The following is a 24,353-nucleotide window of genomic DNA, read 5'->3' as shown; positions in this document are numbered from 1 at the left end:
CTACTATTTTATATAAAGAAGTTAACAATGGTGACAAATCAGATCACAAGCAAAATGAATCAATTTTTACAATTGGGCGATCGCATCCTAGAGTCTGGAGAGGTTTTATCATTATTGTCGGAATACCAGATATTACCGCTACTGATCAAAGAAATTATCATTGATCAAGCGATCGCCGCAGCCGAAATTGTCTGTACCCCAGAAGAAGAAAAACTAGTCTGTGAACAATTAGCCCAACAATATCAAGGACTAGAACCACAGCCAGAAAGTTTCCAGAAATTAAAACTCATGGGTATCCGCTCTTGGAAATTAGAAAAGTTCAAAGATGCAACCTGGGGAGGGGATTTAAACTCTTACTTCTTTCAACGTAAAACCAACTTGGATAGGGTGATCTATTCCCTCATTACTACCCCAGAAATTGGTATCGCTCAAGAAATTTACTTTCGTATCCAAGAGGGTGAACAGTCTTTTGCTGAATTAGCACGAGAATACGCTCAAGGACCAGAAGCCCAAACGGATGGTTTAGTAGGACCCATAGACTTACAATCCCTCCATCCCACATTGGCGAATATCCTATCTAAAAGCCAACCACAGCAACTATCACCACCAATTCAAATTGGGAATTTAATTTTAATTGTCAGATTAGAAAAATTACTACCAGCCCAACTAGATCGCCCTATGCGACAACGGTTATTAAATGAAAAATTTAATCAGTGGTTACAAGCACAAATGACAGAACAGAAATGGCAAATTCAGACATCATAAATCATCAAATTGAGACATTAGCAAAAATCAATTGAAATAACTCACCTCAATAAATATGACTTATATTAAGAATACCTTTGAAGACTTCATCACCACTATTGAAGGGTTTGAGCAACTATCAACTGAAGAAATTACCAAACTCTCATCACCACAACTATTACAACCTTTACGCTATCGTATTGGTCAAAAAATTATCAGCAAAGAACAATTACCAGAAAGGATAGCAATTCTTTATCAAGGTAATGTCAGACTATTGGGATATCATCCCCAAACCCAATTACCCATAACTTTAAAACTACTCAAACCAGGGGCGATAATTGGCGAAATTTCCTGGTTACGTCAGATTCCTTGCGAAACTGCGATCGCTTCTACAGAAGTAGTCTGTTTAACCTGGAATGCAGCCGATTATTTACAATTATTGTCTCAAAATTCAGCCTTTACTAACACTCGTCAAAACCAAAGTCAACTAATTGAAGTATTTGATGTTTTGAGTTTCCAGATAGCACAACGAGCCTTAATTAATCACAACCTCAAAGACATAGCTCAACAAGCTATATCAGATTCAAAAATTCATTATTTATCACCAGGAAAAACTCCCTTACAGACATTAGAAAGTAATCGGATCTGGTTTGTAAGTGGTGGTAATTCTCACCCTGATTTAACCCCTGGAACTCGCTTAGAAAAAGAAGTAATTGAAGTTTCTGGAAACCTTCCTCTCCGGTTGTTGGGAATCAACGCTACAGATTTATCATTACTTGATCAATTTCCCACAGAATCAGAAATATTAGAAAATATATCAGATAGCACAGTAGCTGGAGAAATTCCCTATGCAGAAGAACCGGAATTTATTCCTCCCGATACATCAAAAAATCCACCCAAAAATCAAAAATATCCATTTTTCCGGGGACAAGGAGAACTAGATTCCAGTCTTGCTTGTTTTCAAATGCTATGCAAGCATTTAGAAATTCCCTTTCGGAAAGAAGTAGTCCGACGCATTTTAAATGATCAAATTAAGCGTCAAGGAAATGTATCTTTTCAACTTTGCGCTTATTTATCAGAATTAATTGGTCTGAAATCCCAACTAGTTGATATTCCCGTTGTTTCCATTAACCGTATTCCTACCCCAGCATTAATTCGTTATCGTGACAGTTTTGCAGTCCTCTATGCAGTAGATGGGAAAAAAGTAGTTTTAGGTTTGCCATCTCAAGGTATTATCAACTGTCAAATTAATCAATTCGTAGAAGAATTAGAAACCGATGAAACTAACTTACAACCACAAGTTAGATTATTATTACTAAGTCCCACAAAAGAAACCCCTAAAGAACGCTTTGGTTTAGCTTGGTTTGTTCCTTATTTATCGCGTTATCGCCGCGTTTTAATAGAAGTCTTTATAGCTTCCTTTTTTGTGCAATTAGCAGCTCTAGCTAATCCCCTAGTAATTCAGCTAATTATTGATAAAGTCATCGTTCAAAATAGTATTAGCACCTTAAATATTTTAGGGGTATTACTATTAGCAGTTGGCATATTTGAAGCAGTATTAACCACATTGCGGACATACTTATTTGTAGATACCACCAACCGCATTGATATGAGTTTGGGGTCACAAATTATTGACCACTTACTCCGCTTACCACTCCGCTATTTTGATAAAAGACCAGTCGGGGAACTATCAACAAGAATTAACGAATTAGAAAATATTCGCCAGTTCCTCACCGGGACGGCTTTAACAGTAGTCTTAGATGCCCTATTTTCAGTAGTTTATATAGTTGTGATGCTGTTCTACAGTTGGCAACTAACTCTAGTCGGTTTAGGGACAATTCCTCTGTTTGTGTTGGTGACATTAATTGCTGCCCCCACAGTGAGTAGACAATTAAGAAGCAAAGCTGAACGTAACGCCGAAACTCAATCTTATTTAGTTGAGGTGATGTCAGGTATTCAAACAGTAAAAGCCCAAAATATTGAATTAAGATCCCGTTTTTCTTGGCAAAAGAAATATTCTAAGTTTGTAGCCGCAGGGTTTAAAACCGTTCTTACTTCCACATTAGCTAATTCTACCAGTCAGTTTCTGAGCAAACTTAGCAGCTTATTAGTTTTGTGGGTGGGAGCTTATTTAGTATTACAAGGAGACTTAACATTAGGGGAATTAATCGCCTTTCGGATTATTTCTAGTTACGTGACTACCCCAATCTTACGTTTGGCACAAATCTGGCAAAACTTCCAAGAAACTGGCTTATCTTTAGAACGATTAAGTGATATTGTTGATACCCCCCAAGAAGCAGAAATAGATCGGAATAATATTCCACTTCCGGCCATTAAGGGTGCAATCAAATATGAAAATGTTTCCTTCCGATTTGCAGCCAGTGGACCACTACAACTCAGCAATGTTAGCGTCGAATTTCCCGCAGGTAAATTTGTGGGCATTGTCGGACAAAGTGGTTCTGGAAAAAGTACAATGATGAAATTACTGCTCAGACTGTATGATACAGAATCTGGCAGAATTTTAGTTGATGGTTACGACATTGCTAAAGTCGAACTTTATTCTCTACGGCGACAAATTGGCGTAGTTCCTCAAGATACTCTTTTATTTGATGGTACAGTTCAGGAAAACATTGCTTTAACGAATCCTGATGCCACAACTGAGGAAATTATTGAAGCTGCACAAATTGCCGTCGCTCATGAATTTATTATGACTTTACCTAATGGTTATAATACGCGAGTTGGGGAACGAGGATCATCCCTTTCCGGTGGACAAAGACAGAGAATTGCGATCGCTCGTTCTGTCTTACAAAGACCTCAATTATTAGTTCTAGATGAAGCCACCAGCGCCCTAGATTATCCTACAGAAAGACAAATTTGTCTGAATTTAGCTCGCGCTTTTAAAGGTAGTACAGTCTTCTTTATTACCCATCGTTTGAATACAGTTAGTAATGCCGATACTATCGTTGTTATGGACAACAGTAGGGTAATAGAACAAGGTAGTCATCAAGAACTCATGGCGACTAAAGGCCATTATTTCTATCTTTATCAACAACAAGAAGTTAATTTGTAATTCGTCAATTGTCGGTTGTTAGTTGTCAGTTGTTTCCATAAAATTCAACTGATAACTAAATTAAAGATAAAATTAGACCCCACTAAATATTCAATCTAAAATCCAAAATCCAAAATTATTATGACTCAACTTAATGGTAATCACACCAACGGTAATGGAAATGGCAACGGTAATGGTAAAGCATTGTCCAGAGATACACAAGTATTAACATCTTCTAAACCCAAACCAAAACAGCCAAACAATGATTTCAATTTCGATAACTTTGAGCAATCTGTAGTTTTACGACAATCCCCAATTTGGTCAAGAACCATCATGATTACCCTGATGGGATTAGCTTGTTTTGGGATTATTTGGGCTTGTTTAGCAAAAATTGAACAAGTAGTACCTGCAACAGGTCAATTAAAACCAGAAGGAACAGTTAAAGACGTGCAAGCTCCCATTAATGGAGTTGTGAAATCAGTTTATGTCAAAGATGGACAAGAGGTAAAAACAGGGGATTTATTATTAACATTTGATTCTATCGCTACCCTAGCAGAATTAAATTCATTAAATAAAATCCGTGTAGCTTTAATTCAAGAAAATAACATCTATCGCCGCTTAATGGGAGCTAGTACAGGCATAGATTCGGAAATAGAATTTTTACGCAGTAGACTACCAGGAGAATCAGCTTTCTTGCTGAAAAGTCGCGCTTCTTTAGTAGCAGACAATAATTTATTACGTTCTCAATTAAGAAATTTACCGGGAACAGCAGGGATAGGAATTGATGAAAAACAACTACTGGACGTTGCTAGAACAGAATTAGCATCTCGTTCCAAAGCCGCAGATTTAGAAGTTGAAAAAACTAGAAAACAACTTTCTCAAACTAAATTTAGATTACAAGATACTCGCAATGGGTTAGCAATTCAAAGTCAGATTTTAGCTAGTCTCAAAACCTTAGCTGAAGAAGGTGGTATTTCTAAACTGCAATATCTTAATCAACAACAACAGGTACAAACTCTCCAAGCCGAAATATCACAATTGCAAGAAGAAATAAAACGTCTCCAATTCGATATTGATAAAAGGAAAGAAGAATCAATCAATACAGTTGCTAGTTCTGATAAAGGGATTTTAGAAAAAATAGGTAATAACAAACAACGCATTGCTGACATTGATAGTCAATTTATGAAGATTATCTTAGACAATGAACAGCGTTTAGCAGATATCAATAGCAAAATATCCCAAACACAATTAAACGTTAAATATCAAGAACTCCGCGCACCTGTCGCTGGTGTAGTTTTTGATCTCCAGGCTAAAAATGCTGGTTTTGTTGCTAACACTACACAAAAATTACTACAAATCGTTCCCAAAGAAAACCTCACAGCAGAAGTTTTTATCACTAATAAAGACATTGGTTTTGTTAAAAAAGATATGAACGTAGATGTGAGAATTGATTCTTTTCCTTTTAGTCAATTTGGTGATATTAAAGGTAAGGTAATTGATATTGGTTCAGATGCGTTACCTCCAGATCAAAACTATCAATTTTATAGATTTCCAGCCAGAATCAAGTTAGATAGTCAATATCTAAATCTTGTTAATCAAGATCAAAAGATATCTTTACAGTCTGGGATGTCTATTACTGCTAATATTAAAGTTCGTGAAGAACGCACGGTTATGAGTTTGTTTACAGAGATGTTTACGAAGCAAATTGAGAGTTTAAATGAGGTGCGTTAAGGATTGTTAGAATCTAGTATTTAGTACCTATAATTTTGCATATTAGGTACTGAAAAACGGCGTTGCTGATTAAGGGTATGAATTTTAGTCTCACGCAAAGGCGCAAAGGTAAGAGTTTTAACGGTTCAATTTGGGAATTTCATACCTCAATATGGCTATCAGCAACGCCTGAAAAACCAAACAACTGAAGTTAGGGAACGCACCTATAGTGAGAATGCGTCCCTGGTTGCATCAAAAATTAATTTCTCAGTTGTACAGGCATTGCTAAATAAGTCATTTTTAAACCACCCAAGGGAGTAAAAATGACTGGAGTTAAACTTTGATTTAGGTGCATTTGAATTTCTGAAGATGGTAATTCTTTTAAACCTTCCATGAGATATTTGACATTAAAAGCAATGTCTATATCTTCTCCAGATATTTGCGCGGGCATTGATTCTGTACCACTACCAACATCTTGCGCTTCACAAGATAGAGTAATTTCTTGATTGGCGTTATCAATGCTAACTTTGACAATATTATTTTTCTGATCTGCTAATACAGCAATTCTTTCTAAAGTGCTGATAAATTGCTTTCTTTCTAATGTGACTTGGCGTTCAAATTGCCGAGGAATTAATTGCCGATAAGCGGGATATTGTCCTTCTAAAGTGCGGCTGGTTAACCGTTGATTTTGCCAAGCAAAGACAACTTGACCTTGATCAAGATATACGGCTACAGTTTCTTCTGAAGTGGCATTATGCCCTAACATCCGTTGTAGTTCTCGTAATGCTCTGGCGGGTACTGTCACCTCTACTTGTTCACTACCTTCAACAGGACGCTCATTAGTGGTTTCTAGGACTGCTAAACGGTGTCCGTCGGTAGCTGCAAATTCTAATGTGTCTTGTTTTAGAGTCAAATGTACACCTGTGAGAACTTGCTTCGTTTCATCTGAACTAGTAGCAAACAAAGAACCTTTCAGTCCTTCAATTAGTGCCGCTGTGGTGAGATGAATGGCTTCGGCGTTTTCAATAACTGGTAATTCGGGAAATTCTTCTGCTCCCATGGCGCGAACTTGGTAACGTCCGCTTTTGGGTTTGAGAGTAACGATTATACCTTCTCCACCTGCATCTACTGAATCATCGAGGGTGATTTCCCCTTCTGGTAGGCGAGAAGTGATATCTACAAGGAGTTTGGCAGGGAGAGCGATCGCCCCACTTTCTAATACCTCAGCACTAAAACTAGTACGGATACCTAGACTGAGGTCAAAGGCGGTTAAACTCACTTGATTAGTTTCGGCATCTGCTTGTAATAAGATGTTAGCAAGTACAGGGTGAGTTGGTCTAGATGGGACTGCACGACTGACGAGGGAAAGATTGCTGCTGAGATCACCTTGAGAACAAATTAATTTCATCTTTAAAATCAAAAATGGGGGAATTGGTAATTGTAATTGGTAATGGGTAATTAGGTATTTACCGATTTCCCCATTACTGTGTGATTCTAACTGCTCAAAGCTTTGATAAATCGTTGTAAACTCTTAAATACACCGGGTTTTCTGGCGGGTGTAGCGTCGGTAGTATTTTCCGTTTGTCCCCCCATAAGAATCCCATCTAATTCGTCACCTGATGGTTTTTTGGGGAGTTCGGCAACTTTTTGATATTCGCCTGCTGTTTCTAACCATACTTCCCATAGTCCAGGGTAGCAACGGAAAAGGGCAGATTCATCATCTACGGGACGGATATAGTAACAAGATTCGATGGTGCTGATAAAGCGACGACGGGTTTCTCTAGCTGTGTAACCGATACCGACTACACTGGAATCTTCTAGCCGGGGTGTGAGCATAATTACGGGGCGTTCCCCGATGATTTCACACAACTTTTCTAATTGTGGTACTTCTACGGATGTGGGAGCAATAAATAGGAAAATTTCATCTTCTGGTTGAATTTTTGCTTCTAAAGATGCAGCCCTACCTGTACCAATATCTAAAATTTTGAATTGTGTGTCTTGCCAGTCACGACGGGCTAAAGCAGCCGCACCAGCATCAGCAAAGAAGACTTTGAGACGGGATTCATATTCAGTAAATTCGGGAAGAAACTGTTCTGCAACTGTCATGAATTTGAGTTCTGGAAATAATAACTCAACTTGAATGCGACTCACACCATCAGCTAAAGCTGATTTTACCGCGTCACAAGATTGAGCGATCGCATCTTCTAGGGTTTTTGGTAGTTCAGCCATAGTTTACAAAGTCTCTATATCAATCTTTAATCTTTAATTATCGCCAATAACGTCATTTATGACCAATTTTCCGAATAAGTGTCAGTTCTAGTTGCTTAAACATGAATTTTTGTAAATTCTTAATGAGTAGTATTATCTTTTTTGCTAATAATTTGTATCCTGGTTTTATTATAGATATTTTTTTGTTTTGTTATTGGCACTCGAAAACAATCAGTGTTTGACTTTGTGACCTGGACAATAGTATTATATGCCAGTATTAGTGTATACATAAAACCCTAAAATCGCTAAATACTCAACTTTCCCTTCTTCTGTTTTTGTAATCCAAAAATTTAGACCTCACCCGATAGAGGTATGGGATATTACGGTGTTTAAGATAAAAACCCTACTTTTGAATTACTGAAAATTATGGCGATTATCTCCTCAAAAAAACAGCCTCCAGAACCCAACGGAGAACCAAAACAGCAACAGAAATCAGTCAAAGTCCCCCCTGCTGAAAATATTTTGCAGTCTGAAGCGGCTCTTAATGAACAAGGTAAACCAGAGGAGAGTATTCGTCCCCAGCGATTTGCTGATTATATAGGACAAAAGGATTTAAAGGATGTTTTAGATATCGCTATTAAGGCGGCTAAATCTAGAGAGGAAGTGCTGGATCATTTGTTGTTGTATGGACCACCAGGTTTAGGGAAAACCACAATGGCGATGATTTTAGCATCAGAAATGGGAGTAAGTTGTAAAATTACCAGCGCCCCAGCTTTAGAACGTCCACGAGATATCGTAGGTTTATTGGTAAACCTGAAACCAGGAGATGTACTATTCATAGATGAAATCCATCGGTTATCACGGATGACAGAGGAGATCCTGTATCCAGCGATGGAGGATTACCGCTTAGATATTACGGTGGGGAAAGGTTCTAGTGCCAGAATTAGAAGTATACCTTTGTCTAAGTTCACCTTAGTCGGGGCGACAACTCGCGTCGGAGCTTTAACTTCTCCATTGCGCGATCGCTTCGGTTTAATTCAAAAGTTGCGTTTTTATGAAATTGAAGAACTAACTAAGATTGTTCTTCGTACCGCTGAATTATTGCAAACTCCAGTTAACCCAGATGGAGCGACAGAAATAGCCAAACGTTCACGGGGAACGCCCAGAATTGCGAATAGATTACTAAAGCGAGTCCGTGATTATGCGGAAGTTAAATCTTTTACAGAAATTACTGCAATTGTTGCAGCAGAAGCATTACAACTATTCCAGGTTGATCCTTGCGGTTTAGATTGGACTGATAGAAAAATGCTCAGTGTGATAATTGAAAACTTTAATGGTGGTCCAGTGGGGTTAGAAACTATCGCTGCTACCACTGGGGAAGATACTCAAACCATTGAAGAAGTTTATGAACCGTATTTAATGCAAATAGGTTATCTGAGTCGGACACCCAGAGGAAGAATAGCAACTAAAGCGGCATATCAACACATGGGTTTTAAACCACCTAATGAACAGTTATCCTTACTGTGAAAAAATATAGCCCCCTGACTTCTTAGAGAAGTCGGGGATCTATGTTCATGAGCGATTCCTCTGGTAAGCTATCTCTTTTCTTTGATACACGAGAGCGATTCCTACGGAGCGCTTCGCTATCGCACTTCCTTCACCATTAATAAGAAGCGATACCTTCGGTAAGCTACCGCTAACGCACTTAATAAAAATCATTTAACTATAATTCTTCAATTTTCACTAAACCACCTTCTGTAAATTGGATAGATAACTCATATCCATCAAGTAAACCAGTGCCTAATAATGGCAGTCTTCCTGTAGCTAAAACATTAACTTCTCTTTCCTCACCATTCCAAATAATAGTCGCTTGATGTACTGGTAAAAGCACACGACTATTATCTGCTAAATTTGCATACATATCATAAACAAAAGGCAAACCCAAAAGATTAACTGCTCTTGGAGGTAAAGAAAGAAACTCTGTAAAACCTGTATCAATCACAAATTCAATACTAAAATCTGGTTGCTCTGGCAATCGAAATATGACATTGACAGTTGCTCGTCCATTTTTAATAATGCCAGTTATCACCGATAATCACGCTCCATTTCTCCACTAAAAGATGCAGCGACTTTGTAACCAATGCGAATCCCAAAAAGTCGAGCAAATCTGTTTTTATTCCGTAAATAATGCGCTGATTCTATGCCTGTTTTATCAACAGCATATTCACCTGTTTCTATATCAATAATGATCATTTTGCCGATGTTGTCTTCGGTTTCGACTTGTTGACGAATACCATTGTCATATAATTCTTTGGCTCGTTTTGCGACTTCTTCGCTGCTGAGGAGAATGGCTTGCATTTTATTTCATCCTTTTTTCGTGATTATGTATTTATTGTACTTGATTAGCAGTACAGTTTATTCTTCCTCAAGCCACTGTTCATAACCACATAGCAGTAATCTTTCCTTTAAATGAGCGATCGCTTCTGGTGCGGGTATATCAATTGACTGTACCCGATATACATCATTGAGGACAACACTATAATCTTTACCGCTATAGTAAGCTACAACTTCAGCCAAATTTCTATCTGACATTTCTTCACTTAGTAATGCTAAAAGCGGTAAATAAGATTGTGATTCTATTCCCTTGGGGAAAGCATTTTGAATTAATTTATATGTACTTTGTAGATGTGGTGAAATAGTGATTTGCATGATTAATTACCAATTAAAGGAAACGGTAGATGAATATATACATGAAAATCCACACCTTGAGCAGAAGCGGCTCTCACTGCTTTTGCATCTGCTGTGGTGGTGACAATATTTAGTTGATCACCTGTGCCTAATATAATAATATCGTTTATTCCTAATTTTCGTGTTGGTTGCAGATTTAAAGCTCTAGGTGATGGGTTATCCGGGATGATAGTTACTCTTTGTAAAAAGCGATTAGCTCTAGTTTGTTCTGATAGTCTAGCAATAGTTTTCACTATGTTAGTGAACTCAGAAAAAGCGGTTTGAGTCATTACCATTTCTTGTTTATTTACATATTGTCGCAACACATAACGGATAGTGGAATTTTCGGCTATAAAAGCTATAGCAGTGCCAGTATCTAAATTAATCATTCAAATATTTTTCTCAGAAAAAATGGTAAATAAGTTATGTATTTTACCATTTATTACCTTTTTACTTAAAAGCGATTACTCGGTCATGCGTTGCGATCGCACACCTTATACCATAAAACTATCTGATTAAATTTTTAAGATTTTGTAAATTTAGGTCTTGACTCTTTGCGTACATTTAGCTATACAATATATAACAGCTAAACACAAATCATCAAGTTTCGATGATTACTTATACTAGCTACTTAAATCACTTGCGGTAATAAGTATTGATTTCCGTTGTTGATCCTGCGACGGTGTATTTCACGGTTAGCTTTACGACGCGTCCATCGTCTCGAACGGCTTTTCCTTTTCGGAATAAGCGAGAATACAACTGCAAGTGATATTTTTTCTTAATTATCTATGACGGACAAAGTGCAAAGAGGCTCAAATTTAATTCTTAAACAAAAACCTGAATTTTTCAAAGAGAAATTTTACTCTTTAAAAAATCCCATGGATATAGCCGACCTTTTAGGTATTTCCTATGGTCGTCTTGTTTATCATATATATGTTGTTAAAACTGAAAATCGTTATAAAACTTTTGAGATTCCCAAAAAATCTGGTGGTATTCGTCAAATATCCACCCCGATAACTGCACTTAAAATTCTTCAAAAAAAACTTAATCAAGTTTTACAAGCTGTATATCAAATAAAGCCATCAGTACACGGTTTTGTGAATGGTAAAAATATTGTAACTAATGCTCAAGCTCATGCTAAAAAACGCTATGTTCTAAATATTGATTTAAAAGATTTTTTTCCTTCTATAAATTTTGGTCGGGTGCGGGGTATGTTTATGTCTACTCCCTATAATTTACATCCAGATGTAGCAACAGTTTTAGCACAAATTTGTTGTTATAACAATCAGTTACCTCAAGGCGCACCAACTTCACCAATAATTACTAATATGATTTGCGCGAAAATGGATAGTCAATTACAAAGGTTAGCTAAAGATTGTAAAGCTACTTATACAAGATATGCAGATGATATTACTTTCTCCACAACTTTACCTCAATTTCCCAATTATTTAGCATACACAGGGACTGAAGAAGATACAGAAAAAATTTTTATTGGTAATCGTTTACTAGCAATTATTCATGAAAATGGATTTGAGGTAAATGAGCAGAAAATTAGACTGCAAGTGAAAGGTAATCATCAGGAAGTAACAGGATTAACAACTAATGTTTTTCCCAATGTTGATAGAAAATATGTGCGTCAAATTCGCGCTATGCTTTATGCTTGGGCTAAGTTTGGACTTGAAGCTGCGGAAAATGAATATTTTGAGAAATATGTATTTAAGTCAAGATTATCCATAAAACCAAAACTAGAATTTCAGCAAGTATTAAGGGGAAAAATTGAGTTTATAGGTATGGTTAAAGGTAAAGAAGATTCTATTTATCAAAAATATATGAACCAATATAAAATATTAGCTAGATTATCAATTTTTAATAAAAAGGGCGAGGATTAATAGATGGATAATTTACAAAAAATATTACTGGAACAAATAAATTCAAACTTACAAAGTATTTCCTTATATATAGAAAAGTTAGCTAGAGAAGAAATTAAGATAGATCATAGTAAAATATATTTGATTGATTATTCAATTTACGAATGGCTAAATACATCAGAATATGAGTCCTTGAGAGAAATACTTGAAAAAGAAAATCAAGAAGCGGTTAATGCTATCATGAATAAAGATTTTGGAGAGTATTGCCGTAAAGTATATCTACAAATAGAAATTTTGCTTAATAAATTTATAATGGAATATGATAAAGACAATATTCAAGATATTGAATCTTCTAAATTTAGGAGATTAAACTTTTTCTTTAAAAATGTAAAAGAACAAGATAAACAATACAAGAAGATTATTACTAATATTATGAATATTAGGGATATTAGCAGTCATGGAGATTCTAAAGGTAGATCAATATCAAACAGAGTTGAAATTAAAGGTAAGAGTATAAAAATAAAATTGGAAAAATTAAAAAAGACTCTTCTTACAAAAGAAGTACAAGATATATTTTCTGAATTTATAGATTATCGTCATCCATGGAATCCAAATATTACTGGTGATCCTAAACAGGGATATGCTTATATTCTTTTATATAATTTAAAAGATGAATACTTTGATCCTAATTCGATTATAGAATATATTGAAAACAATAGAAGACTTGTATACCAATATAAACTAGGAAATGATTTCAAGATTTTTTTAGATAATTATCAACCTAAAAATGAACTTAAAAAATTTTTCGATGAACAAGAAAAAAATTATACAACAATAAGAGATACAATGAACTGGTTTATTCAAGAAATAGGTAAACATCTAAGCATAACTTAGCAACTTCATAATTATGACTAGAAAATACAACCTTATCACTCTATTTTCGATCATAAATTTGACAATTTTCCTCACTATAACAAAATAATAACAGAATGTATGGAGGTGATAACATAGGATCAATCCATACTTGTGTAAAAGTATAGTTATTCTTCGCTACCCAAGAAGCGTTTTAACATAGTTTTATATTTATTCTTCAACTTCTTAGAAATTAATCCTCCCTGTTGAATTTGTGATACAATATCAGCAGATAAACAATCTTTAGGAATAGGACTACCAGAAGTTATACAAATAGCAAGATCATTTGCATCCATTTCACGAGCAAAATAGTAAGCTATAACAGATTCCTTTTTAATAAAACTTGGTAAACTCGGATCTGGTGCTAAAACACAAACTCTTTCAGAGTTATTTTTCTTGTCGGTTAAATTAACAAATAAATATTTATTATCAGAAGTTTTTGCAATTGCGACATAAAAATGTTGGCCATTAGGAGGTGTATCAATTAAAAATACATCTCCTATGTTTATAGAAATACTAGACACTTAGCACCTCATCTAAATATGCTTCCCTAAGTGCTATTTGTCTAATTTCCTCAATTTCTTCCTCACTTTTACCAACATTTTTCAGAATATCTTCTACTGAAATGGGAATAGCAGAACCATGAGGATCTTTCCACTCTGGTAAATCATGAGTCCATTCAGCAACATGAAATGGATCAAGATGTCCAAAGCTTTGATATACCTCTTGAAGAATCTCCTCTTCTTCTTCGCATAGTTCATCATTTCCTGGATCTTTAACTAAGTAAACAAAGTTCTTATCACCAGGAGAAATATACTCAGACCACAGAGGTAGAGCATCATCAATAGGTTTACCTTTAATTAAATCATAAATACCACTAAGAACAGGACCATATTTCATTGATACATAATGATCACCTGTAATTGGTTGTTCTATTCTTTCTAAGGCAATACGATCAGCTATATAGAGCATTTTTAGCAAGCCTAAATACTTCATAGGCTTACCATGCAGCTTTATCAGTATAGCTGCTGCTTCTACAGCTTTTTCTGGGTGAAACCGAAACTGGATAGACATAATTATCCTTGAGAAGCAGTGTAGTACATCTATATTATAAATCTTGATCTGAAAACGCGAAAATTTATTATACAAATCTCAGACTATATCATTACTCAGTTTATTTCAACTTTGATCTTCTCCCTTCCTCCTCTCTGCGACTCTGCGCCTCTGCGTGAGAAAAAAAACAAAAAAAACGGCAGAGAACCGAAATCCTCCACCGTTCAATTAACAATTAAAAAATCCTAACTACGACTCAACACCAGGGGTTGATAACTCCCGTGTTTGTTGAGAACTAACTTGAACAATGCCATTTTCATCAACATCAACAAGAGCAGTATCGCCATCTTTGATGCGTCCAGACAGAATTTCTTCCGCTAAACTATCTTCCAATAAGCGCATAATTGCCCGACGTAATGGCCTTGCACCGTAGCTCGGACTGTAACCCTCCGTGATCAAGCGATCCTTGAAGCGGTCTGTGACTTCTAAGACAATGCCTTTTTCTGTCAACCGACCAAACACTTCCTTGAGCATGATTTCGGCGATTTGGGTAACTTCCAGCTTGTTCAATTGACGGAAGACGATAATTTCATCTAACCGGTTCAAGAACTCAGGACGGAAGTATTGTTTCAGTTCCTCATTCACCAAAGAGCGAATTCTGTTGTATTGTGTCTCAGTCGCATCTTCAGAGAACTCAAAGCCGATACCGCTACCACCTTTTTCAATTACCTTAGAACCAATGTTGGAAGTCAAAATCAGCAAGGTGTTCTTAAAGTCCACGGTGCGACCTTTTGCATCGGTTAACCGACCATCTTCCAAAATTTGCAATAGCATATTGAACACATCTGGGTGTGCTTTTTCGATTTCGTCAAACAGCACCACAGTGTAAGGACGACGACGGACAGCTTCTGTTAGCTGACCACCTTCGTTGTAGCCGACATAACCAGGAGGTGAACCAATCAGTTTACTGACGGTGTGACGCTCCATGTATTCGGACATATCCAAGCGAATCATTGCTTCTTCCGAACCGAAGAAGTAGGAAGCCAAGGATTTCGCTAATTCAGTTTTACCTACCCCAGTCGGACCTGAGAAGACAAAACTAGCGATCGGCCGATTAGGATTTTTCAATCCCACACGAGCGCGACGAATAGCACGGGAAACAGCCTTCACAGCGTCTTCTTGTCCAATCAGGCGCTGGTGTAAGGTGTCCTCCATGTGCAGCAATTTCTCGGACTCAGATTCGGTGAGTTTGTTCACCGGTACACCAGTCCAGGAAGCGACAATGTGAGCGATGTCTTCTTCTGTAACTACAGGTTCAATACCGTCACCACTAGCACCGTTACTCTTAGTTTGAGCAATAGTGCGGATTTCGGCTTTGATTTCCATTTCCCGATCGCGCAATTCTCCAGCCCGATCAAAGTCCTGGGAACGCACTGCATCATCTTTTTCTTTTAAGATTTGCCGTAGTTCCTTGTCTAATTCCTTCGCTGCTGGGGGCAGTTGGGAGTTAATCAAGCGCACCCGTGAGCCGGCTTCATCAACCAAGTCAATGGCTTTATCTGGCAAATAGCGATCGCTAATGTAACGATCAGACAACTTGGCCGCTGCCACCAATGCTTCATCGGATATCTTCAGCTTGTGGTGTGCTTCGTAGCGATCGCGCAAACCATATAAAATTTCTATTGTTTCATCAACAGAAGGTTCACCCACCATCACAGGCTGAAAGCGTCTTTCCAACGCTGCATCCCGTTCAATGTGCTTCCGGTACTCATCTAAAGTAGTCGCACCAATACATTGCAATTCACCCCGTGCCAAAGCTGGCTTGAGGATATTTGCCGCATCAATTGCCCCTTCAGCCGCACCTGCACCAATTAAGGTGTGAACTTCGTCAATGACGAGGATGACATTACCCGCAGAGCGGATTTCATCCATAATTTTTTTCAGGCGTTCTTCAAATTCACCTCGATATTTAGTTCCTGCTACCAGCAACCCAATATCCAGAGTCACTACACGCTTATCTTCCAAGATATCGGGGATATCCTTGTTAGCAATACGTGAAGCTAAACCTTCAGCAATGGCTGTTTTACCAACACCTGGTTCACCAATCAACACGGGATTGTTTTTAGTCCGGCGACCCAAAATTTGAATCACTCGCTCAATTTCCTTGGCGCGTCCCACCACCGGATCGAGCTTGTTATCTATGGCCATTTGGGTCAGGTTTGATCCAAACTCATCCAGAGTTGGGGTCTTAGTGCGACCAGAGGGGCCACCCGGCGTAACTTCCGCCGTTTCTCCCAACATCCGAATCACTTGGGTTCGCACCTTGGTCAAATCTACACCGAGATTTTCTAGCACCCTGGCTGCTACACCTTCCCCTTCGCGGATCAGGCCCAACAGCAGATGCTCGGTACCAATGTAGTTATGCCCCAATTGGCGTGCTTCTTCCAAGGATAGTTCTAAAACCCGCTTTGCCCGTGGCGTAAACGGAATTTCCACGGCTACAAAGCCCGAACCCCGTCCTATGATTTTTTCAACTTCAATGCGAGCATCTTTAAGATTGACTCCCATTGATTTCAGCACCTTGGCGGCTACTCCTGTGCCTTCGCCAATCAGACCCAAGAGGATCTGCTCAGTTCCGACAAAGTTGTGACCTAAACGGCGGGCCTCTTCTTGGGCCAGCATGATTACCTTAATGGCTTTTTCTGTGAAGCGTTCAAACATGGCATTTTTCCCATCACCTGCGTCGTGCCGGTATGCTGATTTTAGCACAGGCTAAAATTTTGGGTATCTGTATAAAGAATTTAGATATCCCAGGACGATGACACAGGTTGATAGGTTAATGAGTAATTATTGATTACTTTTTATGTAGCTATTGTACTGAGGAGAGTGATTTTACCAGTATTTTTGGGACTTAATGCCAATAATTAACTATTAATGTTGAGATTTTTAATAGTTGTCCCAAATAAAATTTAATATCACAGAATATATATTAATGTCAATAGCTTTAGTTGATAGATAAGTTATTTTTATTAAAAAATCTAAAGTCTGAAAATATTTTGATATAATCTCAGGTCAGAAAATTTATTTTATCTTCACAAATGTGGTTTACAAAAAAAGGGAACAGGGAACAGGGAATAGGGGATAGGGAATAGGGGATAGGGGATAGGGAACAGGGAACAGGGAACAGGGAACAGGGAATAGGGAATAGGGAATAGGGAACAAAGAACAGGAAAGAGCGGGAGGAAAAGTCATTCTCTCCCCTGCTCTCCTGCCTCCAGCGATGACTACAAGTGCAATTGCTGAAGAACTGTACTCACCAAATGATGGGTAACTGGTAGACTATCAACCACCATTCCCAAACACAACAGCATCATGTAGGAAATGGAATACAAAAATAACTCCCGCGCTATTGTTTTATCTTCGGGATTTTGCAACAAGCGCCAAGACTTATGGACAAATACCCCACCTAAAGTCAAGGCAATACCAGCATAGACAATACCGCTGGCGTGCAAGGGATAAAACAGCAAGATTGTTGCAGTGACGGTAATCACCGTATAAAACCAGATTTGTCGTACTGTTGCCTTATCACCCGCTACTACAGGCAACATAGGTATGCCAACCTTAGCGTAATCATCACGAATCATTAGAGCTAAAGCCCAGAAATGGGGAGGTGTCCACAAAAAGACAATGGCAAAAATGAGCCAAGCCGCCCAGCTTAAAGTATCTGTCACCGCAGCCCAACCCACTAAAGCCGGAATTGCGCCGGCTGCACCGCCAATGACGATATTTTGAGTGCTATGACGTTTTAGCCAGTGGGTATAGACTAAAACATAGAAAATGATCCCAGAAAATGCTAAAAATGCTGCCAGGAGATTGGCATAGACAGTGAGGAGAGTAAAAGAAAGTACCGCTAGAGCGATCGCAAAAATTAAAGCGTCACGGGGTTGTACCTTACCAGAAGGCATAGGACGATGGCGCGTGCGCTCCATATCATAATCTATATCACGGTCATAGATACAATTAATCGTTTGGGCGCTGGCTGCTGCTAAAGTCCCACCAATCATCGTGATAATTAACAACCAGGGATCTACCTCACCCTTTGCGGCTATCCACATACTTCCCGCCGTGGTAATTAACAACAGGGGAATAATTCGGGGTTTGGTTAGCTGGTAGTAACTTTGAACGACTTGGAGAAATGTGTCGTGCTGACGACGAGAGACATTAGTCTCAATCATGTTGGCTCTCTTTCCTTATTTTTCAAGAACTGATCTGCTTGCCGCAGCGCTACACCATCCGCAACCCGCTTTCTGCGATGATGCGTCTTTTTCTGTATGGCTGGGAATCTATGTCTTTCGGGCTGTATCCCTGACGGGAGAGTGAGCTATTCTCAAAGAGTTCTCATTACAACTTTGCTTGTAGAGTCAATAAACTTTAGCTAAAACAGCAGAAGCCTCTCACTTGCCCGAAGGGAAGGGACGAGATGAATGCGAGTGAGTTGACGATAGTTCCCTGCCCAATGCCGAAGGCGAGGAAAGAGAACATAGAGGAAACGAACACGGTAATTTGTGTTATCATTTTCAGGATCTCGACAAGGCGAGAATATAGCGAAAACCAAGCTAGATACATAATCAATAATTTGATTAATCCTTGTTTTACCTACGGAACGTGGGAGTAGCCTATCGCCAGATCGTCAGACTCGTTGCTTTTCGGAGTAAAAAGCAGGTCTTTGGGTAGGAAGCCTACACTTAGCCGCAAAGGAAGTGTAAGTAGTTCACTCTGCTATTGTTGTCACGGTGGAAGCCTGCACTTCCCAATTAGTCAACCCATCCCGCATTGATAAAACCGTAAATACTACCAAAGTACCTAGTAAAGTCGCACCGATAGCTTGGTGAGAAACAGTGAGAGGTTCAACTTGTAGATGTAAACGGAACGTAGCCACACCTAATAAGAGTTGTAAAATCAACAAGCTACCAGCCATATTTGCCAGTTTCCGCAAAGTCGGGTGTAGTGCTGGTGTGCGCCAAGAAATTAAGACAACTGCCAAAGTAGCTATTGTTGGCGGTACTAACCCAAAAATATGGCTGTACATGACATCACAAAGTTGATCACCCGCCAAGCATTGGTGTAAAGCCCAGCGAGAACCCACTAAAGCGCCGAGTAAACTTTGTAGGTAAACGAAAACAGCAGCAGTGAAACCCAACACAGGCAATTTACCGACTGTTCCTGTTCCTTGATAGGGGATAAGACTCGTACCGATAATTAACAAAGTGGTGAAAAATAGCAGTGCCGTTCCTAAATGGGCGGTAACGATATCAAACCGCAACAATTCAGTCACAGTCAGTCCTCCCAAAATACCTTGGAAGACAATTAAAAACAGCGCAAATGTAGATGCCCAAGGCAGCCATTTGGGTAAGGAACGACGATACCACCAAGATGAACCGCAAAGGGCGATCGCACTAAAGCCTATTAAAGCTGCATCTAGGCGATGAAACCACTCCAAAAACACTTGGAGATTCATTTGCTTGGCTGGAACTAACTCCCCATAGCACAAAGGCCAATCAGGGCAAGCTAGTCCAGCATTCATCACCCTGGTGGCACTGCCTATAGCCATCAAAATTAAGGTGGCTACGCATATTTTCCACACTAAGCGACGAATCATATCCTTTGGCTGTAGTGCAACTGAAGCCGCTTCATTTTGTTGTTCTAGGACAAATTCGCTCATTAACAATACCTTCTTGCCCGCTTGTGCTTGAACTTGAAAATTTTCTATTTTGATTCAGCGTCAACCTATCATCACCCTAACGTATCCGTCAGAATGTAGAAATTAGCTTTCCCCTATACTTTGGATCACTTTAGCTAGTTTTAGCTGTAAGATTTTGTGCTTTTTGCAGATGGGAATAATTGATAAATGGCAATTCATGGGAATTTCCGCAAATTTCCCGGAAATTTTTTTACTAATTGTCATCTGCTCACTCGCAATACAACTTATCTCTCTTGTACTCAAAATTGTGATCTTAATCAAAAAAATTAATAAAGATTTCAGACCAACGGATACTATATCCTATAGCCTGCACTACCTTAGTAAGTGGAGTCACTTTAGTAATTAGACCTCTTTCACAAGTAATTTTTGTCAGAATAGGGAAAGGCTAACAGAAAAATACTCCCCCTTTGCCCAACTTCTACAAGAAGTCTAGTGAAGTAACTTTAAGATCAAGTAGTCAATTCATAAGAAAAAAGCCGTGAAAATTCCAAGTGCAATCTGGACATTACTCATTGGCATTGTCCTCACCCTCACCAGTCTCTGGTATGGTCAAAATCACGGTCTGTTACCTGTAGCGGCTTCTGATGAAGCCTCCTTGGTAGATGGTTTATTCAACACAATGATGACTGTTTCTACAGGCATATTTTTGATTGTTGAATGTGTTTTGATTTACTCTGTTGTCAAATATCGTCGCCGGGCTGGTGACAACGAAGATGGACCACCAATTGAAGGTAATATACCTCTAGAGATACTCTGGACGGCGATCCCCGCAATTATCGTGATCGGTATTTCTGTCTACAGTTTTGATGTATACAACAACATGGGCGGCTTTGATCCCCATTCTGCTCATGCTGCTCCGATGATGGAAGATGCTATGAGTATGCCAGGAACGGCAATGGCTGCCACTCTAGATGATGCACCTGCTACTCAGCGATCGCCTATACAAATATCACAGTTAGATCCTGGTTCTGAAGCAGTTGTCAATCCCAACGAATTAATCATCAATGTCGCTGGACTCCAATATGCTTGGTTATTCACTTATCCAGACACAGGCGTAACCACTGGTGAACTTCATCTCCCTATTGGGAAAACAGTAGAAATCAACTTGACAGCCAACGATGTCATCCACGCCTTTTGGATACCCGAATTTCGGCTGAAACAGGATGCCATTCCTGGTAGAGAAACTAGTCTACGTTTCACCCCCAGAATACCGGGTGATTATCAACTAATTTGTGCTGAATTGTGTGGACCCTATCATGGGGTGATGAAAAGTCAAGTAGTTGTAGAGACGCAGGAAGCTTTTGATCAATGGATGCAAGAACAACTAGTTGCTAGTAAAGATGTTCCAAATCAAGCGGTGGCAATGAATTCTCAGGAAATGACTGCCGATGAATTTCTCGCTCCTTACACCAAGGATATGGGAATTCACTCAGAAATTCTGCATCAAATTAAGTAATTTAGGAATTGCAGAAGTTACAGCAGTTACAAAATAAACTGTTAAACCTTTTAGTTACACATTCAAGCAGGAGCAAGAGGAGCAGCGGCAGCAGGGGAATAATTTTCCTTGTTGATCCTGACTGGGCGCAGGCCCTGCGCCCCTACTTCCTGACTCGATGACTCCTTTTTTAAAATATGACACAAACACAGTTACAAGAAAGTGCTAATCTTCCCAACTCTGTGGAAGAACATGGGGAAAGGCATTGGCGAGACTTTTTTGGTTTTAGTACGGACCATAAGGTGATTGGTATTCAATACCTGGTCACTTCGTTTATTTTCTACTGCATTGGCGGCGTAATGGCTGATTTGGTGCGGACTGAATTACGCACTCCTGAAGTGGATTTTGTCACGCCAGAAGTCTACAACAGCCTATTTACACTCCATGCCACAATCATGATTTTCCTCTGGATTGTGCCAACAGGGGCGGGATTTGCCAACTATTTGATCCCGCTGATGATTGGGGCGAGAGATATGGCATTTCCGCGCCTGAATGCAGTGGCATTTTGGATGGTTCCCCCAGCAGGTGTATTACTGGTTGCTAGTTTAGCTGTAGGTGATGCCCCCGATGCCGGTTGGACTTCCTACCCTCCTCTGAGTTTGGTGACAGGCCAGGTGGGAGAGGGAATTTGGATTATGAGTGTGTTGCTATTGGGGACTTCTTCGATTTTGGGGGGGATTAATTTTATCGTCACCATTTTGAAGATGCGTGTTCCTAGTATGGGCATCTATCAAATGCCGTTGTTTTGTTGGGCAATGTTGGCAACTTCGGCTTTGGTACTGGTATCTACACCTGTATTAGCTGCGGCTTTGATTCTGCTGGGTTTTGATTTGTTGGCAGGAACAACATTTTTTAATCCGACTGGTGGAGGAGATCCGGTGGTGTACCAGCATATGTTCTGGTTCTATTCCCACCCAGCGGTTTACATCATGATTTTGCCTTTCTTTGGGGCAATTTCAGAAATTCTGCCAGTTCATGCCCGCAAACCGATTTTTGGCTATAAAGCGATCGCCTATTCATCTCTAGCTATCAGCTTTTTAGGTTTAATCGTCTGGGCGCACCATATGTTTACTAGCGGTGTCCCCCGGTTGGTTGCGGATGTTTTTCATGATCACTACTATGATCATTGCTGTCCCTACGGGCATTAAAATTTTTGGTTGGTTGGCAACTATTTGGGGTGGTAAAATCCGCCTTAATAGTCCCATGTTGTTTGCAATGGGCTTTTTAGCAACTTTTGTGATTGGTGGGATTAGTGGCGTAATGTTGGCCGCAGTTCCTTTTGATATTCACGTTCACGATACTTACTTTGTGGTGGCACATCTCCACTACGTTTTATTTGGTGGTAGTGTGTTAGGGATTTTTGCCGCTATTTACCACTGGTTTCCGAAAATGACGGGACGGAAAATGAACGAGTTTTGGGGTCAGGTGCATTTTGCTTTGACTATGGTTGGTCTAAATATGACCTTCTTGCCCATGCACAAACTCGGACTCATGGGTATGAACCGCCGGATTGCTGAATATGATCCTAAATTCACTTCTCTGAATGAAATCTGTACCTACGGATCTTATATATTGGCGGTTTCTACATTACCCTTTATGATCAATGCCATTTGGTCTTGGTTCTATGGGGAAAAAGCCGGCAATAATCCTTGGCAAGCACTGACTTTGGAATGGATAACTACTTCTCCACCAAGTATTGAGAATTTTGAACAACTCCCAGTTTTGACTCATGGACCTTATGATTACGGCGTAAGTAAGGAACAAATTGAAACTGAACCTGTATTAACTCCCCAAACGGAATCAGCACTTTAGAAGAGGCAGGGGGAAAGGAGGCAGGGGAGCCGAGGGGCAGAGGAGCAGGGGAGAAATATATTATTCTTTTGCCTCTTATCAATCACCAATAACCAATTACCAATTTATGCAAAGTCAAACTATTGACACCGCGAATACTGAATTAGATCATAGCCACACAGCCATTTCTCATCACGAAGCACATCCAGATCATCGTTTGTTTGGTCTATTTATGTTCTTGGTGGCTGAAGGAATGATTTTTATGGGTTTGTTTGGTGCATACCTAACTTACCGTTCTAGTATTCCTGTATGGCCACCAGCCGGAACACCAGATTTAGAATTGTTGTTACCTACTGTGAATACATCTATTTTGATAGCCAGCAGTTTTGTCATGCACAATGCTGATACTGCTATTAAAAAAAATGATGCCAAGGGAATGCGGATTTGGTTAGCAATTACCGCAGTTATGGGGGCGATTTTTTTGGTAGGTCAGGTTTATGAATATACTCATTTAGAGTTCGGTCTGACTACCAATTTATTCGCTAGTGCATTTTACGTTTTGACTGGATTTCACGGTTTGCACGTTACTATCGGTGTTTTAGCGATTTTAGCAGTTTTGTGGCGATCGCGTACTCCCGGACACTACAGCAATGAACAGCGTTTCGGTATTGAAGCTGCGGAAATTTACTGGCACTTTGTAGACGTAATTTGGATTATTTTGTTCGGATTACTCTATTTACTCTAGGTATTTATTACTTAGTTGTTCACTCCACTCGAATAACCTTCAGTCCCCCTCTTGGGGGTTTTTTTTGTTTATATTGGTGAATAAAATGTGTTGCATTTATACTACAAGTATGTATATGAGTAGGTTGGGTTAAGCCTAAAACTCTTTTTTTTAAACGATAGCGAAGCGTGGCGTTAGCTATACCACTCCAGGCACAGAGGACACGGAGGGAAGAAATCTTGGTATATTTATATTAGACATTGTTTGAAAAGTAATTATTTAAAATCCCTGTTTTTATCCTGTTCATCCTT

At 39.1% G+C, this 24,353-nt stretch carries 19 protein-coding genes and 1 pseudogene; 9 read left to right on the top strand and 11 right to left on the bottom strand.

Annotated elements, in window-relative coordinates; genetic code table 11:
- Positions 1 to 54 precede the first annotated feature (54 nt).
- The 3 genes from FJR38_RS24465 to FJR38_RS24455 all read left to right on the top strand — a co-directional run bounded on the left by FJR38_RS24465 (position 55) and on the right by FJR38_RS24455 (position 5,524).
- The gene (locus tag FJR38_RS24465) at positions 55 to 765 is read left to right on the top strand and encodes a peptidylprolyl isomerase (protein WP_168539948.1); all 711 of its coding nucleotides are present in this window, start codon (positions 55 to 57) and stop codon (positions 763 to 765) included.
- Between the two features lie 55 nt (positions 766 to 820).
- Positions 821 to 3,814, top strand: a complete 2,994-nt coding sequence (locus FJR38_RS24460) for a peptidase domain-containing ABC transporter (RefSeq protein ID WP_168539946.1) — start codon at positions 821 to 823, stop codon at positions 3,812 to 3,814.
- Between the two features lie 120 nt (positions 3,815 to 3,934).
- Positions 3,935 to 5,524, top strand: a complete 1,590-nt coding sequence (locus FJR38_RS24455) for an HlyD family efflux transporter periplasmic adaptor subunit (RefSeq protein ID WP_168539944.1) — start codon at positions 3,935 to 3,937, stop codon at positions 5,522 to 5,524.
- A gap of 238 nt (positions 5,525 to 5,762) precedes the next feature.
- Here FJR38_RS24455 and dnaN read toward each other — a convergent pair whose 3' ends face one another.
- Together dnaN and FJR38_RS24445 are read right to left on the bottom strand one after the other, a co-directional pair.
- Positions 5,763 to 6,911 (bottom strand): DNA polymerase III subunit beta, encoded by a 1,149-nt coding sequence (gene dnaN / locus FJR38_RS24450; protein ID WP_168498454.1) that lies wholly within the window; start codon positions 6,909 to 6,911, stop codon positions 5,763 to 5,765.
- 86 nt (positions 6,912 to 6,997) lie between these two features.
- Positions 6,998 to 7,732: a DUF1995 family protein gene (locus FJR38_RS24445; RefSeq protein WP_168539942.1), complete on the bottom strand. Its 735-nt coding sequence runs from the start codon at positions 7,730 to 7,732 to the stop codon at positions 6,998 to 7,000.
- Between the two features lie 405 nt (positions 7,733 to 8,137).
- Here FJR38_RS24445 and ruvB point away from each other — a divergent pair, with 405 nt between their 5' ends.
- Positions 8,138 to 9,238: a Holliday junction branch migration DNA helicase RuvB gene (ruvB, locus tag FJR38_RS24440; protein ID WP_168498458.1), complete on the top strand. Its 1,101-nt coding sequence runs from the start codon at positions 8,138 to 8,140 to the stop codon at positions 9,236 to 9,238.
- A gap of 196 nt (positions 9,239 to 9,434) precedes the next feature.
- Here the strand turns inward: ruvB and FJR38_RS24435 are convergent, their stop codons facing one another.
- Genes FJR38_RS24435 through FJR38_RS24420 form a run of 4 tightly spaced genes read right to left on the bottom strand, consistent with a single transcriptional unit; the run spans position 9,435 to position 10,827 of the window.
- The gene (locus FJR38_RS24435; protein ID WP_168539940.1) at positions 9,435 to 9,800 is read right to left on the bottom strand and encodes a clan AA aspartic protease; all 366 of its coding nucleotides are present in this window, start codon (positions 9,798 to 9,800) and stop codon (positions 9,435 to 9,437) included.
- Complete coding sequence (locus FJR38_RS24430; RefSeq protein ID WP_168539938.1) at positions 9,797 to 10,069, bottom strand: hypothetical protein; 273 nt, start codon at positions 10,067 to 10,069, stop codon at positions 9,797 to 9,799. Before FJR38_RS24430 ends, FJR38_RS24435 begins: the two co-directional genes overlap by 4 nt.
- A gap of 57 nt (positions 10,070 to 10,126) precedes the next feature.
- On the bottom strand, positions 10,127 to 10,420 hold the full coding sequence (locus FJR38_RS24425; protein WP_168539936.1) for a DUF3349 domain-containing protein: 294 nt from the start codon (positions 10,418 to 10,420) through the stop codon (positions 10,127 to 10,129).
- Positions 10,421 to 10,422: 2 nt separating this feature from the next.
- Positions 10,423 to 10,827, bottom strand: coding sequence for a DUF1308 domain-containing protein (locus FJR38_RS24420; RefSeq protein ID WP_168539934.1), 405 nt, complete (start codon positions 10,825 to 10,827; stop codon positions 10,423 to 10,425).
- Between the two features lie 399 nt (positions 10,828 to 11,226).
- On the opposite strand from FJR38_RS24420, the gene FJR38_RS24415 reads away from it, so the two are divergent.
- A complete protein-coding gene (locus FJR38_RS24415; protein WP_168539932.1) occupies positions 11,227 to 12,327 on the top strand; it encodes a reverse transcriptase domain-containing protein in 1,101 nt (366 codons plus the stop codon).
- A 3-nt stretch (positions 12,328 to 12,330) separates the two neighbouring features.
- Positions 12,331 to 13,200 carry a hypothetical protein gene (locus tag FJR38_RS24410; protein ID WP_168539930.1) on the top strand — a complete coding sequence of 290 codons (870 nt, stop codon included), beginning with the start codon at positions 12,331 to 12,333 and terminating at the stop codon, positions 13,198 to 13,200.
- A gap of 146 nt (positions 13,201 to 13,346) precedes the next feature.
- Here the strand turns inward: FJR38_RS24410 and FJR38_RS24405 are convergent, their stop codons facing one another.
- From FJR38_RS24405 to FJR38_RS24380, 5 genes are all read right to left on the bottom strand, one after another.
- Positions 13,347 to 13,742 carry a hypothetical protein gene (locus tag FJR38_RS24405; protein WP_168539928.1) on the bottom strand — a complete coding sequence of 132 codons (396 nt, stop codon included), beginning with the start codon at positions 13,740 to 13,742 and terminating at the stop codon, positions 13,347 to 13,349.
- The gene (locus FJR38_RS24400) at positions 13,735 to 14,292 is read right to left on the bottom strand and encodes a Panacea domain-containing protein (RefSeq protein ID WP_168539926.1); all 558 of its coding nucleotides are present in this window, start codon (positions 14,290 to 14,292) and stop codon (positions 13,735 to 13,737) included. The genes FJR38_RS24405 and FJR38_RS24400 overlap by 8 nt, the downstream gene beginning before the upstream one ends.
- Positions 14,293 to 14,520: 228 nt before the next feature.
- Entirely contained in the window at positions 14,521 to 16,992 is a 2,472-nt protein-coding gene (locus FJR38_RS24395; protein WP_168539971.1) for an ATP-dependent Clp protease ATP-binding subunit, read from the bottom strand.
- A gap of 563 nt (positions 16,993 to 17,555) precedes the next feature.
- The gene (locus tag FJR38_RS24385; RefSeq protein WP_168539924.1) at positions 17,556 to 18,506 is read right to left on the bottom strand and encodes a heme o synthase; all 951 of its coding nucleotides are present in this window, start codon (positions 18,504 to 18,506) and stop codon (positions 17,556 to 17,558) included.
- 536 nt (positions 18,507 to 19,042) lie between these two features.
- Positions 19,043 to 19,993, bottom strand: a complete 951-nt coding sequence (locus FJR38_RS24380) for a heme A synthase (RefSeq protein WP_168539922.1) — start codon at positions 19,991 to 19,993, stop codon at positions 19,043 to 19,045.
- Positions 19,994 to 20,510: 517 nt separating this feature from the next.
- Here FJR38_RS24380 and FJR38_RS24375 point away from each other — a divergent pair.
- The 3 genes and pseudogenes from FJR38_RS24375 to FJR38_RS24365 all read left to right on the top strand — a co-directional run bounded on the left by FJR38_RS24375 (position 20,511) and on the right by FJR38_RS24365 (position 24,063).
- Positions 20,511 to 21,488: a cytochrome c oxidase subunit II gene (locus tag FJR38_RS24375; protein ID WP_168539920.1), complete on the top strand. Its 978-nt coding sequence runs from the start codon at positions 20,511 to 20,513 to the stop codon at positions 21,486 to 21,488.
- Between the two features lie 176 nt (positions 21,489 to 21,664).
- A pseudogene (gene ctaD / locus FJR38_RS24370) lies at positions 21,665 to 23,339 on the top strand (cytochrome c oxidase subunit I).
- A gap of 106 nt (positions 23,340 to 23,445) precedes the next feature.
- Positions 23,446 to 24,063: a heme-copper oxidase subunit III gene (locus tag FJR38_RS24365; protein ID WP_168498489.1), complete on the top strand. Its 618-nt coding sequence runs from the start codon at positions 23,446 to 23,448 to the stop codon at positions 24,061 to 24,063.
- The last annotated feature ends 290 nt before the right edge of the window (positions 24,064 to 24,353 follow it).

Origin of the sequence: Anabaena sp. UHCC 0253, from assembly GCF_009712085.1 — a bacterium.
Classification (GTDB): domain Bacteria; phylum Cyanobacteriota; class Cyanobacteriia; order Cyanobacteriales; family Nostocaceae; genus Dolichospermum.
Note: the sequence above shows the minus strand (reverse complement) of the source record. Positions and strands in the feature narration are given on the sequence as shown.

Coding starts and splice junctions, on each gene's coding strand:
- dnaN (WP_168498454.1), bottom strand. CDS start 6,911: ATGAAATTAATTTGTTCTCAAGGTGATCTCAGCAGCAATCTTTCCCTC.
- FJR38_RS24380 (WP_168539922.1), bottom strand. CDS start 19,993: ATGAGCGAATTTGTCCTAGAACAACAAAATGAAGCGGCTTCAGTTGCA.
- FJR38_RS24465 (WP_168539948.1), top strand. CDS start 55: ATGAATCAATTTTTACAATTGGGCGATCGCATCCTAGAGTCTGGAGAG.
- FJR38_RS24410 (WP_168539930.1), top strand. CDS start 12,331: ATGGATAATTTACAAAAAATATTACTGGAACAAATAAATTCAAACTTA.
- FJR38_RS24400 (WP_168539926.1), bottom strand. CDS start 14,292: ATGTCTATCCAGTTTCGGTTTCACCCAGAAAAAGCTGTAGAAGCAGCA.
- FJR38_RS24385 (WP_168539924.1), bottom strand. CDS start 18,506: ATGATTGAGACTAATGTCTCTCGTCGTCAGCACGACACATTTCTCCAA.
- FJR38_RS24460 (WP_168539946.1), top strand. CDS start 821: ATGACTTATATTAAGAATACCTTTGAAGACTTCATCACCACTATTGAA.
- FJR38_RS24430 (WP_168539938.1), bottom strand. CDS start 10,069: ATGCAAGCCATTCTCCTCAGCAGCGAAGAAGTCGCAAAACGAGCCAAA.
- FJR38_RS24425 (WP_168539936.1), bottom strand. CDS start 10,420: ATGCAAATCACTATTTCACCACATCTACAAAGTACATATAAATTAATT.
- FJR38_RS24415 (WP_168539932.1), top strand. CDS start 11,227: ATGACGGACAAAGTGCAAAGAGGCTCAAATTTAATTCTTAAACAAAAA.
- FJR38_RS24420 (WP_168539934.1), bottom strand. CDS start 10,827: ATGATTAATTTAGATACTGGCACTGCTATAGCTTTTATAGCCGAAAAT.
- FJR38_RS24365 (WP_168498489.1), top strand. CDS start 23,446: ATGCAAAGTCAAACTATTGACACCGCGAATACTGAATTAGATCATAGC.
- FJR38_RS24455 (WP_168539944.1), top strand. CDS start 3,935: ATGACTCAACTTAATGGTAATCACACCAACGGTAATGGAAATGGCAAC.
- ruvB (WP_168498458.1), top strand. CDS start 8,138: ATGGCGATTATCTCCTCAAAAAAACAGCCTCCAGAACCCAACGGAGAA.
- FJR38_RS24445 (WP_168539942.1), bottom strand. CDS start 7,732: ATGGCTGAACTACCAAAAACCCTAGAAGATGCGATCGCTCAATCTTGT.
- FJR38_RS24395 (WP_168539971.1), bottom strand. CDS start 16,992: ATGTTTGAACGCTTCACAGAAAAAGCCATTAAGGTAATCATGCTGGCC.